Source organism: Halalkalibacter lacteus (genome assembly GCF_036663595.1).
GTDB lineage: Bacteria > Bacillota > Bacilli > Bacillales > Bacillaceae_D > Halalkalibacter > Halalkalibacter lacteus.
Genome location: NZ_JAWRVL010000002.1, coordinates 65,320 through 77,828, shown reverse-complemented (window position 1 = coordinate 77,828; position 12,509 = coordinate 65,320). Strand labels below are relative to the sequence as shown.

Below are 12,509 nucleotides of genomic sequence, written 5' to 3'. Positions count from 1 at the left end.
AGTCACCTCGTCTCTTCTTTCCGCTCCTTTGCTCGAAGCTGTCCACAAGCTGCGTCAATATCATGTCCTTGTTCTCGTCTAATGGTCACGTTGATATTACGATTTTTCAATACTTCTTCAAACGCAAATATTTGATCTCTTGGCGTACGAACGTAATCACGCTCTAACACATAATTTACAGGAATTAAATTCACATGACATTTTAGATCTTTAATTAAATCAGCTAATTGTTCTGCATGTTCTTCTTGATCATTAACTCCACCAAATAAGCCGTATTCAAAAGTCACTCTTCTTCCTGTTTTCTCAATGTAATAGCGAATTGATTCCATCAGTTTTGGTAATGGCCATGCTCGGTTTACTGGCATAAGCTTACTTCTAATTTCCGTAGTTGGAGCATGTAGGGAAATCGCAAAGTTTATTTGCATTTTTTCATCTGCAAATTTATAGATTTTCGGAACAACACCACTTGTTGAAACCGTTATATGACGTGCTCCAATATTGAGCCCCTTATCATGATTAACCGTTTTTAAGAAAGGGACGAGTTCTTCGTAGTTGTCAAATGGCTCACCAATCCCCATCACAACAACAGAACTAACTCGCTCCTGCACCTCATCCATTGCCCGTTGTGATTCAAGTACTTGTGCAACAATTTCACCTGCTTCAAGGTTTCGTTTCAAGCCGCCAAGAGTAGATGCACAGAACGTACAGCCCAGTCTACAGCCAACTTGAGTTGTTACACATACACTATTACCATAGTCATGACGCATGACAACTGTCTCAATCGAGTAACCATCATGCAGCTCAAATAAAAATTTCACTGTACCATCAGAAGACACTTGCCTAGTGACAATTTTTAATGTCGTTAATACGAATGATTTCGACAACTTTCCGCGTAAATCCTTTGAAAGGTTTGACATTTGCTCAAATTCAGTAACTCGTTTTTGATAAAGCCATTCAAAAATTTGAGTCGCACGAAACGTTGGTTCACCTTGTTCTTTTAACCAGTCTTGTAATGCATCAAATTGCATAGAATAAATGGACTGAAGTTGCCCAGTATCCGGTATTTCCACTGTCGTTTTTAATTCTTCCATCATCGAACACCTTTTCTATCAGTTATTGTTTAATAAGACTTGCAATAAAGAAGCCATCAGTTTGAAAATCTTGCGGAAGTATTGTTATCATTCCCTCTCGATAACGACCTACTACTTTTTCAGGAAGTCTATCTCGTAACGTCTTGTCTAGTTGAAATTCTGGATGCTCAGCTAAGAAAGCGGCGACACTTTCTTCATTTTCATCTTTATCTACCGTACACGTACTATAAATAAGTGTACCTCCTGATTTCACAAATGGGGCAACTGAGTGCAAGATTTCTAGTTGAATTTTCTTTATTGCTTTAATGTCTTGTTCCCTTTTTGACCATTTGATATCAGGCTTTCTTCTAATCACACCAAAGCCACTACAAGGGGCATCAACTAATACACGATCAAATGGTTGTACGACTTTTTCATGTATTTTTCTTGCATCCATTGCTTCTGCCATAATACAAGTTAAACCAAGTCTGTTTGCTTGCTCATGTATGAGCTTCACTTTATGATCATGTAAATCAAAGGACAAAACGGTACCCGTATCGTCCATTTGTTCAGCAATGTGAGTTGATTTTCCTCCAGGGGCTGCACACGTATCCGCTACACGCATTCCTGGAGTTGCTCCGACAGCTCGCCCAACTAACATAGAACTTTCATCTTGAGCTGTTACATACCCTTGTTTATACGTGTTTGTTTGAAAGATATTTCCCTTTTCCACAACAATCGCATCCGGTGATAGCTCGCCTCGATTAACATCAAGTCCTTCTTCCCTTAATAGCTCTAACACTTCATCAACCGTTGCTTTTACTTGATTCACCCGAACGGTAACAGATGGTGGAGTAAGGCTAGATAAGCACATCGCCTTGGTCTCTTCAAAACCATATTGATGAATCCAACGTTCCAAGATCCACGCTGGAAAGCTCGTTTCAAGAGCTAACTTTTGCATTTTGTCTCCTACATCATCGATAGAAGGTAAGCCCTCGCGTAGTATTGACCTCAGGACACCATTTATCATCCCGCTAATTCCTTTATGACCTCTTTTTTTAGCTATTGTTACAGCCTCATGGACGACAGCACGTTCAGGTACTCGGTCTAAATAAACGAACTGATAAACAGAAAGTCTTAATAGCACTTTTACCCAATCCTGCAAGGAATCTACTCCTTTTTTCACAAAAGCTTGTAAGTAAAAATCTAGAGTACTCTTGCGCTGAATGGTCCCATAAACAATTTCTGTTAACAGCCCAACATCACGAGGATCCAAGTTTGCACGATTAACCGTTTGATTTAATAATAGATTGCTGTATGCTTGATTCTTTTCAATTTGAAGCAAAACGTCTAACGCTACTTCGCGAACTGGTTTACTCATTTCATTCTCCTAGCTTTACTCCAGTAGTTAAATGGGCTCCTGCACCTCGAATAAACGACCGCGCATCCATCTTCTTCTTACCTGAAGGTTGAAGTTCTGTTATCTTAATGGCTACTTGATCACCTGTAGATACGACAATTCCATCTTCTTCTATACGTTCAATTGTACCTGGCTCCATTGTTTTCATGGCATCTACTTTCTTTGCCCACCAAACTTTTAAAGGCTTTCCTTCGAGCGTTGTGTAGGCAACAGGCCACGGATGCATCCCACGAATTTGGTTGTACAAGTCCGCTCCCGAACGATTCCAATCAAGGAGCTCCATTTCACGGGAGATGTTGCGAGCAAAGGTTACTTTAGATTCATCCTGCTTTATCGGTTTCAAATTTCCATTTACTAACTTAGGAATCGTATCTAGTAATAAACCCGCACCTGCCATGCTCAATTTATCAAACATCGTTCCAACATGGTCTTCTTCTTCAATTGGCACACTCACATGAGAAAGCATATCACCTGCATCTAATTTTTCAACCATATACATAATCGTCACGCCCGCTTCTTTTTCTCCATCGATAATCGCCTGATGAATCGGAGCTCCTCCCCGGTACTTTGGTAAAAGAGAGGCATGTACGTTAATGCACCCAAGCTCCGGATAGTCTAGCAGCTCTTTTGGTAATATTTGTCCAAATGCCGCTGTCACAATTAGATCTGGCTTGTAAGAGAAAACTCTATCTAGTTCAAACTGCTCACGAATTTTTTTTGGTTGAAGCACATCTATTTGATGCTTTTGTGCCTCAACTTTAACTGGGGTTGGAGTTAAAATGCGTTTTCTTCCAACAGGACGATCAGGTTGAGTGACAACTGCTACAACGTCGTACCCTGCTGTCACCAAATTTCTTAAAACAGCAACAGAAAAATCTGGAGTCCCCATAAAAACAATTTTCATATAGCTAACCGCCTTTCACACATACGTTGCCTACTCACATAGTTTCACTTTTTATCATCTATCTAATACCCCATGAGGTCAATACGAATGCTGCATCATTATATGCTTAAAGATGTCAAACCCTGTTCATCCTATTTTCAATGGCTATGCCCATTGCTTCAAGGTTGTACAAAAAGGTCGACTTTTGACCTTTTTGTACAACCTCTATTAAGTAAATAAATAAGGGTGCAAATCTATCGAAACTTGCAAGTTCCCTTGATTGATTTCACGAATAAAATGTTGCCTGATTTCACGTAAAGTTTCAAGTAACCTCGGCTCGTTTCTGTATTTTATCATGCATTGATATCGATATCTATCTTTTATACGCGCAAGTGGTGAAGCTACCGGACCAAGAACAGTTGTTGATTCTAAAAGCTCTCTTTTCAGAAATGAAACCACTTTTTCAGATACCGTTATGACATTTGTCAATTCAGGATGAGAAATCGTAATTAACACCATAAACACGTATGGTGGATATAATCCCACTTTACGTTGATTCATCTCCATTTGAAAGAACTGCTCATAATCATGAGATTTCACAAGCTCGATGCTATAATGATCTGGCGTATATGATTGGATAATTACCTCACCTTCCAAATCATGTCGTCCCGCTCTTCCACTCACTTGTTCCATTAACTGAAATGTACGTTCAGCTGACCTAAAATCAGGAATATGAAGCATTGAATCAGCTGCAAGCACCCCCACTAGAGTAATTTTCGGAAAATCAAGGCCTTTGGCAATCATTTGAGTTCCAAGTAAAATATCAGCTTCTCCTCGACCGAACGCTGAAAGAAGCCTTTCATGTGATCCTTTACGTCTTGTTGTATCAATATCCATTCGAATGACTTTTGCTTCTGGCAACACTCTCGTTAGTTCTTCTTCTACCTTCTGCGTTCCTGAACCAAAAAATCGAATATGTTCACTCCCACAAGATTCACATTTGTTAGGCATTTTTTCTTCATGACCGCAATAATGACATTTCAAAGTGTGATGAGTTCGATGATAGGTTAGGGAAATATCACAATGTTCGCAAGTAGCTACATATCCGCAGTCTCGACACATAACAAACGTCGAATACCCTCTTCGGTTTAAAAAAAGAACCGTTTGCTCACCTTTTTCAATTCTATCTCTTAATTTTTCAAGCAAAGCATACGAGAACATCGACCTATTCCCATTGCGAAGTTCTTCACGCATATCTACAACTTGAACGGTTGGCATTGCCCGACTATGTACTCTTTCAGTTAGCGGAAGGAGCTTATACACACTCTTCTTTGCCCTAGCATATGACTCTAAAGAAGGAGTAGCACTCCCTAAAATAACAGGACATTGATGATGTTTCCCACGAAAAATAGCAACATCTCGAGCATGATACCTCGGGTTTTCTTCTTGTTTGTAGCTTGTCTCATGTTCTTCATCAATGATAATAATTCCTAAATTTGTAAAAGGAGCAAAAATGGCAGACCTTGCACCGACAACAACCTGCACTTCTTTTCTTAAGATTTTCCTCCACTCATCGTATTTCTCGCCCATTGAGAGACCTGAATGAAGAACAGCCACTTTTTTTCCGAAGCGCCCTTTAAATCGTTGCACCATTTGCGGGGTTAATGAAATTTCAGGGACGAGCACAATCGCTTCTAGCTCTTGTTGAAGTGCTTGGTCAATTGCTTGTAAATATACCTCCGTCTTCCCACTACCTGTTACACCATGAAGCAAAAATGTATGATGACTTTTTGTTTCAAGAGAATCAAGAATTGGTGTTATCACTTCTTGTTGCTGTTCTGTCAGTTTTAAAGGAGACGTCTGCTCATATTCTACACCAGCAAGAGGATCACGATATACCTCTTTTTCAAACTCCTGAACGAACCCTTTTTTCACTAACGTCGTAATCGTTTGCCTAGTCATTCCGGTTTCTTGAAGCAGCAGCTGTACAGAAATCGGTTGTCCAAGTGATTGTATGTAAGCTAGAAGCTCCCGTTGTTTCGCAGCTCTTGCAGGTATATCCTTGACTGTTGATTTTTCTGACACTTTCACATATCGCTCCGTTTTCTTTTTCCCTTTTTCTTCTATTTGATAACAGACCTCAAGCCTTTCTTCTTTAACAGCTTGTTGAATCTCCTTCAGACTCACGTTGTTATCTTTTAACAGGTCATTCCAGAGTGGGTTCTTGCCTCCTTGAAAGTATGGACGAATGGAAGGAGGTACTGTTTCGATATGAGCAAGTAAACGTAATTCTTTTTTTACTTTCGTACGAAGTGCAGCAGGAATCATAAGTTGATAAGCTGATAATTGAAAACAAAGAGTTTCTTCTGATAACCAAGCACCGAGTGAAAGTAACTCATCTGTTAATACTGGAACGACATCTAATAGATCATCAATTGGTTTTGTTTTATGAAAAGTAGACTCTTTTGCAACATCAACAACAAAGCCTTGAATCTTACGAGGCCCAAATGGAACAATGACTCGTAATCCTGGTTGGATGATTTCCTCCCATTCTTTCGGTATATCGTAATCAAATAAACGGTCTGTTTGCGAAGTAGGTACATCTACAATCACTTTTGCGATCATGAATTCTCATGCCTTTTTAAATAGGAAATAATGTCATCTATTATACATGTTGCAGCTTCATTTTTTGATAGAACAGGATATTCTTTTTTCTCGCCGTCCTTGGCAATTGTCATAATAATATTTGTATCCCCTTTGAAACCAGCACCCTCTTGCAAAATATTGTTCGCAACAATGAGATCAAGATTTTTAGAATGTAATTTGTTCAAAGCATACTTTTCTACGTGTTCAGATTCAGCCGCAAAACCAATAAGCAATTGCGTTGTTTTTTGTTCACCGATTGTTTTTAATATATCTATCGTTCTCTCCATTTCAACAGACCATGTTCCTGGTTGTTTTTTTCGCTTATGCAAAAACGTATCCTTTGGTCTGTAATCAGCTACTGCTGCTGATTTAATGACAATATCGGCGTTAACAAAATACTTCATCACGGCCTCATACATATCTTGTGCAGAGATTATGTGTACCACTTCTACCCCATCTGGTACTTGTAAATGCGTCGGACCGGAAATCAAGACGACCTCTGCCCCTTGTTCTTTTGCAGCTTGTGCTAGTGCATATCCCATTTTCCCTGAAGAATGATTTGTAAAATACCGTACTGGATCGATTCGTTCTTGTGTTGGTCCAGCAGTGATAATAACTTTTTTCCTTGCTAAAAGGTTCCTACTCTGAATAGAAAAATGCTTTTGTAAAATTTGAAGAAGATCTTCCGGTTCTGCCATTCTGCCTTTTCCTGTCCACCCGCATGCTAAATAGCCTTCTTCACCATCAATCACTTTGTAACCATCTTCTTTTAAAGAACTAATATTTCTTTGAACCGATGCACGATTATACATGTTAACATTCATCGCAGGCGCAAGATAGGTCGGAGCAGTTGTCGCAAGCATTGTTGTTGTAAGCATGTCGTCTGCTATGCCATTAGCGAGCTTTGCAAGAACATTTGCTGTTGCAGGCGCAACAAGGATCACATCGGCCCAATCAGCGATATCAATATGAGCAATTTTCGTTGGATCTGGCTCATTAAATGTATTATCATATACAGGGTTACGCGAAAGGGCTTGAAATGTAAGAGGGGTAACAAATTCCTTTGCTGATTCAGTCATGATGACTTTTACATTCGCCCCCGCCTGTACTAATTTGCTTACTAACGCAGCTGCTTTAAATGCAGCTATTCCCCCACTCACTGCAAGAATCACATTCTTTCCATTTACCATCTCGTCCACCTGCTCCCAGCTATAAATAATTTGTATGATTTATGTTCAACACAGACGCAATGAGCATAGCTGCTTCCTAGTTTTAAGCTATTGCATCTACTTTTTATACTGTGTCATCCTCATAGAAAAAAAGACTGACTCAAAAGATTCAGACCCCCTGCAACAATCTCTACGAACACAATGTGCCTACTGGGGTCTAAAACTTACGTGTTGAGTCAGCCTCTAGCTCTTATTCCTCATCTTCTAATGGGGTAATTCGTGTAAACTGCAAATGATCATCAATAATTTCTTCAAGTGCAATCCCTACCGGCTTATAAGATACAGGACGATGCACCATAGGTCCACGGGATAAATCTTCCTTAATCTCACGTGCTCGTTTAGCTGAAACCGTCACAAGCGTGTACTTTGAATCTAGTTTTGTTAAAAGCGAGTCAATAGAAGGATATAGCATTAGTTGACCTCCACAAGTTGTTTATATTTTTCAATTAAGCGTTCACGTTTGCAATGTTCTGCTGTTACAATTGACTTTATTCGTTCAACAGCTAAATGAACTTGATCGTTTTCTACGACATAGTCATATTTTTTCATCATTTCAATTTCTTCACGAGCTACTGTCATTCGTTTATTAATAATATCTTCTGTTTCCGTCCCACGTCCAACAATACGACTTCTCAGCTCTGCTAAACTCGGCGGCATTAAGAAAATAAACACACCTTCAGGAAAGCGTTCCTTAACTTTTAATGCACCTTGAACTTCAATTTCCAGAATGATATCTTGACCACTGTCAATCGTTTCTCTCACATACTCAATCGGCGTACCATAGTAGTTCCCAACATACTCTGCCCATTCTAATAATTGATCTTGTTCAATCATATTTTCAAATTGCTCTCTCGTTTTAAAAAAATAATTGACTCCATCCTGCTCCCCTTCTCTAGGAGACCTGGTCGTGGCAGATACTGAATATTGTACGGACGTATCCTCCTGACGTAATGCTGTGCAAACCGTCCCCTTCCCAACACCTGCGGGACCTGATAATACAAGTAATAGACCTTTCTCTTTCTTCATGGAAACCTCCTACATACATCTTACATTCAACTTATGTATTCTAACATATTCCTGATTAGTCTTCACCTGTATCATCTTTAGTAGTCAAACGCTGAGCTACTGTTTCAGGCTGAACAGCACTTAATATTACGTGATCACTATCAGCAATAATAACAGCACGAGTTCTACGACCATATGTTGCATCAATTAACATATTGCGATCTCTTGCGTCTTGAATAATTCGTTTAATTGGTGCTGACTCTGGACTGACGATGGAAATAATTCGATTCGCTGATACAATATTCCCAAACCCGATGTTTATTAGTTTTATGTTCATTTCTACTTACCCCACTTCAGGAGAGTCGCAACACTCTCAACATTGTTATCCAAACTAATCTAACTATATACGAAAATTCGTTCGAATTCTAGCTCCTATTCAACATTTTGTACTTGTTCTTTTAATTTTTCAAGGTATCCTTTCATCTCTACAACCTGTTGCCTTATCGATGTATCAGGAGCTTTAGAGCCAATCGTATTCACTTCTCGATTCATCTCTTGTACAAGAAAATCAAGACGCCTTCCTATGGCTTCGCCTTTTACCAGCATGTATTTCATGTATTGATTGCAATGAGCACGTAAGCGTACAAGCTCCTCACTAACATCCATTTTCTCTGTGAAAATGGCGATTTCAGTAAGAAGCCTTGATTCATCAATTTCTATTTCCTCATTTAAAAAAGAACGAATTCTTTGGTCAAGCTTTTCACGGTAACGTCCAATTAATGAAGGAAGCAACTTTTCAATTTCATCGCAGCAATGTTGCAATTTATCTAACCAGCCCATCATATCCTGTTGTAAGTAAGCCCCCTCATTCTCCCTCATTCTATTAAATGACAAAAGAGCATCGGTAAGGCCTTTTAAGATTGACCTTTCTTCCTGTTGCCAACTTTCATTGCTAATTTCTTCAACCTGAGCGATCGTTGTGTCCATTAAAAGAGCACTAATCTCAAGCTTCGTTTCTTGACCAAGCTTTTCGTTTATTACTTTTGAAGCTGACACATACTGATCAAGCAGCTCTTCATCTAAAGTGAGAACACGTTTCTTATTTGTTTTCTCTTCTACATGCACAGAAACGTCTATTTTTCCGCGTAGAACATGCTCCTTGATTTGTTTACGTATTTTATCTTCCAATGCTAGCAATTCATATGGTAATTTGATTTGACTATCAAGAAATCGGTGATTTACAGCTTTTATCTCAATTGAAATTTCTCCACACTCACTATCAATTTGAATAGAACCATACCCTGTCATACTTTTCATTGTTATCACATCCAACTATCATTTTACAAAAAAAAACCATATGCAACAAGTAAGTAGAATTAAACAAAGAGGTTGACCCTAAAAGCGTCGACTAGACAGTAGGTAAAGTCTGTCTGGAGCTTCATCCTGAGTCAACCAATCCAATCTTATTTCTTTTTTAGCAGTTGGAAACCTCCAAGAACAACCGTTGGAATAGAAGCCATTGCCAGCACAAGTAACCATTCACGCCCATTTAACGCGACCGTATGGAATACCGTTTGCAATGGTGGATAATAAATAACAGCGAGCATTAATAATGTTGAAATGAATACAGCTCCAACTAAATAGCGATTTTCAAACGGATTACGATGGTACACGGAATACTCACTTCGACAATCAAAAACGTGAATGAGTTGGGCCATAACAAGTGTAACAAAGGCAACTGTTTGTGCCCTCGTTAAATCGTTCGGATCAGCTTGTAATGTCACCCAGAAAGCAACAAGTGTAACAACCCCAATCATAAAACCGCGACTTACAATTTTCCATGTCAAACCGCGAGCAAATACACCTTCGTTCGGACTTCTTGGTGCTCGTTTCATCACATCCCCTTCAGCCTGATCCATTCCAAGAGCCATTGCTGGCAACCCGTCTGTCACAAGATTAATCCAAAGTATTTGAATAGCGACTAATGGCAACGGCATCCCGAGCATCATCGCAAACAACATCACGAGAATTTCACCGACATTAGACGCCATCATATAACGGATAAATTTACGAATATTCTCGTAAATATTTCGTCCTTCTTTAATAGCCGCTTTAATGGTCGCAAAATTATCATCACTTAAGATAAGAGAAGAGGCCTCTTTTGCAACGTCTGTACCCGTAATTCCCATTGCAATCCCTATATTTGCTGCTTTGATAGCTGGTGCATCATTCACTCCATCACCAGTCATTGCTACGATATGCCCTTTAGCTTGTAGCGCTTTAACGATCTTTAACTTATGTTCCGGGGAAACTCGTGCATACACATCAACATCATCCACGACTTCCTCAAGCTCAGCAACACTCATTTTTGAGAGAGTTTGCCCGTCTAACACCTTCCCCTTTTTTGATAAAATTCCTAACTGACTTGCAATCGCTGCTGCTGTTATCTTATGATCACCCGTAATCATAACCGTTTTAATACCAGCTTGCCTACATTCATCAATAGAATCCTTTACCTCGGGTCTAGGCGGGTCGATCATCCCTTGCAAACCAATAAGCGTTAACCCACGTTCTGCTTCAAAAGGTTGCTTACATACTTCTTTTTCAGGAAGCGGTCTATACGCTATTGCAATCGTTCGTAAGGCATTCCCTGCCAAGTGATCAATAATTCCTTCAACCTCTGTACGTCTTCTTGAAGTGAGAGCTTCTTCATTGGTTCCATAGACAAGTTTGTTACAGCGTCCTAGCACAACATCAGGAGCACCCTTTGTTATCACATAGGACCTACCTTTTTGATCTTTCACAATAACAGACATCATTTTTCTTGCTGAGTCAAAAGGAAACTCTAGTACTCTTGAAAAATGCTTTTCAAGTCCTGTTTTTGTATACCCAGCTTTCATTGAAGCGACAACTAGTGCTCCCTCAGTAGGATCACCGTCAATTACGTACTCTGTCACTTGTTTTCGTAACATGCCTTGTTTCCCTGTTTTTTCTACTAAATTAGCATTATTACAAAGCCATCCATAGCTTAGTAGTTGCTGTAATTTACGATCTCTGCTAGGGTTAATCTTTTTTCCATTTTGTGTAAATGTTCCTGCAGGTTCATATCCTCCTCCGGTTATTCCCCAAAATTGGCCACCACTCCAGGCATGGGTAACGGTCATCTTGTTTTGCGTTAATGTTCCTGTTTTATCCGAACAAATGACAGAAGCGCACCCTAGTGTTTCTACTGCTGGGAGTTTCCTAACGATCGCTTTACGTTTAATCATTCGCTGAACGCCAAGTGCTAGAGCAACCGTTACAATTGCAGGAAGTCCCTCAGGAATAGCCGCAACTGCAAGTGACACACCTGCTAAAATCATCGTATACACATCATGACCTTGTAACACACCAATTATGACAACAAGGGCAGTTAATACTAATGCGACAGCAATTAATATTTTTCCTAACTGTTCAAGACGACGTTGCAGCGGTGTCACAAGAGTTATCGTTGATTGCAAGAGATGAGCAATCTTGCCCATTTCCGTCTTCATTCCTGTCCCGACGACTACACCAATTCCACTTCCTTGTGTCACAAGTGTTCCCATAAATGCCATATTAGACTGGTCACCTAGTTCTATGTGTTCTCCATTTAGCAAATGTTGCTGTTTTTGTACAGGAACGGATTCTCCTGTTAAAGAAGACTCTTCAATACGTAATCCATTTGTTTCAAGAAGACGCAGGTCTGCTCCAATCCGATCCCCACTAGAAATTTTCACAATATCACCAGGAACGACTTGTACAGACAAAACCTTTTTCCATGCACCTTGCCTTAGTACTTGCATTTGCGGAGCTGATAGTTCTTTTAGCGCATCAAGTGACTTTTCTGCTTTTCGTTCTTGTACAAAACCAAGAATTCCATTTAAAAGAACAATAATCATAATGGTAATAGCATCAATATACTCCCCAAGCATACCGGAGATAAAAGTAGCCGCTAATAAGACAAGAACCATAAAGTCTTTAAATTGGCCAAGAAAGACAAATAATGCAGATGGTCTTTTTCCTTCCTCTAACTTATTTTCCCCGTACTTCTTTAATCTTTTTTCTGCTTCTTTTTCTGTTAACCCCTTTTCTATATTTGTCCCAACGGATAAGGTTACTTCCTGTTCCTCTAACTTGTACCAATTCATCTCGAGTCACCCCACATGATAGTCTCTTTTCGCATTTCTTAACCGATTTTAGAGAAGGCTTATCCAATCGTTTATACAAGCCATCAT

General features: G+C 39.5%; 10 protein-coding genes. All 10 read right to left on the bottom strand.

From position 1 onward, the window contains the following. Positions 1 to 2 precede the first annotated feature (2 nt). The gene (gene rlmN / locus SAZ04_RS01825) at positions 3 to 1,091 is read right to left on the bottom strand and encodes a dual-specificity RNA methyltransferase RlmN (protein WP_332690625.1); all 1,089 of its coding nucleotides are present in this window, start codon (positions 1,089 to 1,091) and stop codon (positions 3 to 5) included. Between the two features lie 22 nt (positions 1,092 to 1,113). Next, positions 1,114 to 2,451: a 16S rRNA (cytosine(967)-C(5))-methyltransferase RsmB gene (gene rsmB, locus SAZ04_RS01820; RefSeq protein ID WP_332690154.1), complete on the bottom strand. Its 1,338-nt coding sequence runs from the start codon at positions 2,449 to 2,451 to the stop codon at positions 1,114 to 1,116. Between the two features lies 1 nt (position 2,452). Beyond that, positions 2,453 to 3,394: a methionyl-tRNA formyltransferase gene (gene fmt, locus SAZ04_RS01815; RefSeq protein WP_332690151.1), complete on the bottom strand. Its 942-nt coding sequence runs from the start codon at positions 3,392 to 3,394 to the stop codon at positions 2,453 to 2,455. A 207-nt stretch (positions 3,395 to 3,601) separates the two neighbouring features. Beyond that, positions 3,602 to 5,998, bottom strand: coding sequence for a primosomal protein N' (gene priA / locus SAZ04_RS01810; RefSeq protein WP_332690149.1), 2,397 nt, complete (start codon positions 5,996 to 5,998; stop codon positions 3,602 to 3,604). After that, positions 5,995 to 7,209 carry a bifunctional phosphopantothenoylcysteine decarboxylase/phosphopantothenate--cysteine ligase CoaBC gene (gene coaBC, locus SAZ04_RS01805; protein WP_332690147.1) on the bottom strand — a complete coding sequence of 405 codons (1,215 nt, stop codon included), beginning with the start codon at positions 7,207 to 7,209 and terminating at the stop codon, positions 5,995 to 5,997. Before coaBC ends, priA begins: the two co-directional genes overlap by 4 nt. Positions 7,210 to 7,438: 229 nt before the next feature. Beyond that, a complete protein-coding gene (rpoZ, locus tag SAZ04_RS01800) occupies positions 7,439 to 7,660 on the bottom strand; it encodes a DNA-directed RNA polymerase subunit omega (protein ID WP_332690144.1) in 222 nt (73 codons plus the stop codon). Then, positions 7,660 to 8,274 (bottom strand): guanylate kinase, encoded by a 615-nt coding sequence (gmk, locus tag SAZ04_RS01795; protein ID WP_332690141.1) that lies wholly within the window; start codon positions 8,272 to 8,274, stop codon positions 7,660 to 7,662. Before gmk ends, rpoZ begins: the two co-directional genes overlap by 1 nt. 55 nt (positions 8,275 to 8,329) lie before the next feature. Continuing rightward, positions 8,330 to 8,590 carry an extracellular matrix/biofilm regulator RemA gene (gene remA / locus SAZ04_RS01790; protein WP_332690138.1) on the bottom strand — a complete coding sequence of 87 codons (261 nt, stop codon included), beginning with the start codon at positions 8,588 to 8,590 and terminating at the stop codon, positions 8,330 to 8,332. A gap of 95 nt (positions 8,591 to 8,685) precedes the next feature. Beyond that, on the bottom strand, positions 8,686 to 9,570 hold the full coding sequence (locus SAZ04_RS01785) for a YicC/YloC family endoribonuclease (RefSeq protein ID WP_332690135.1): 885 nt from the start codon (positions 9,568 to 9,570) through the stop codon (positions 8,686 to 8,688). 146 nt (positions 9,571 to 9,716) lie between these two features. Further along, complete coding sequence (locus tag SAZ04_RS01780) at positions 9,717 to 12,422, bottom strand: calcium-translocating P-type ATPase, SERCA-type (protein WP_332690132.1); 2,706 nt, start codon at positions 12,420 to 12,422, stop codon at positions 9,717 to 9,719. Positions 12,423 to 12,509 lie beyond the last annotated feature (87 nt).

Bases quoted from the DNA above. Each gene is read 5' to 3' on its own strand.
- rlmN (WP_332690625.1), bottom strand. From the start codon at position 1,091: ATGGAAGAATTAAAAACGACAGTGGAAATACCGGATACTGGGCAACTT.
- rsmB (WP_332690154.1), bottom strand. From the start codon at position 2,451: ATGAGTAAACCAGTTCGCGAAGTAGCGTTAGACGTTTTGCTTCAAATT.
- fmt (WP_332690151.1), bottom strand. From the start codon at position 3,394: ATGAAAATTGTTTTTATGGGGACTCCAGATTTTTCTGTTGCTGTTTTA.
- priA (WP_332690149.1), bottom strand. From the start codon at position 5,998: ATGATCGCAAAAGTGATTGTAGATGTACCTACTTCGCAAACAGACCGT.
- coaBC (WP_332690147.1), bottom strand. From the start codon at position 7,209: ATGGTAAATGGAAAGAATGTGATTCTTGCAGTGAGTGGGGGAATAGCT.
- rpoZ (WP_332690144.1), bottom strand. From the start codon at position 7,660: ATGCTATATCCTTCTATTGACTCGCTTTTAACAAAACTAGATTCAAAG.
- gmk (WP_332690141.1), bottom strand. From the start codon at position 8,274: ATGAAGAAAGAGAAAGGTCTATTACTTGTATTATCAGGTCCCGCAGGT.
- remA (WP_332690138.1), bottom strand. From the start codon at position 8,590: ATGAACATAAAACTAATAAACATCGGGTTTGGGAATATTGTATCAGCG.
- SAZ04_RS01785 (WP_332690135.1), bottom strand. From the start codon at position 9,570: ATGAAAAGTATGACAGGGTATGGTTCTATTCAAATTGATAGTGAGTGT.
- SAZ04_RS01780 (WP_332690132.1), bottom strand. From the start codon at position 12,422: ATGAATTGGTACAAGTTAGAGGAACAGGAAGTAACCTTATCCGTTGGG.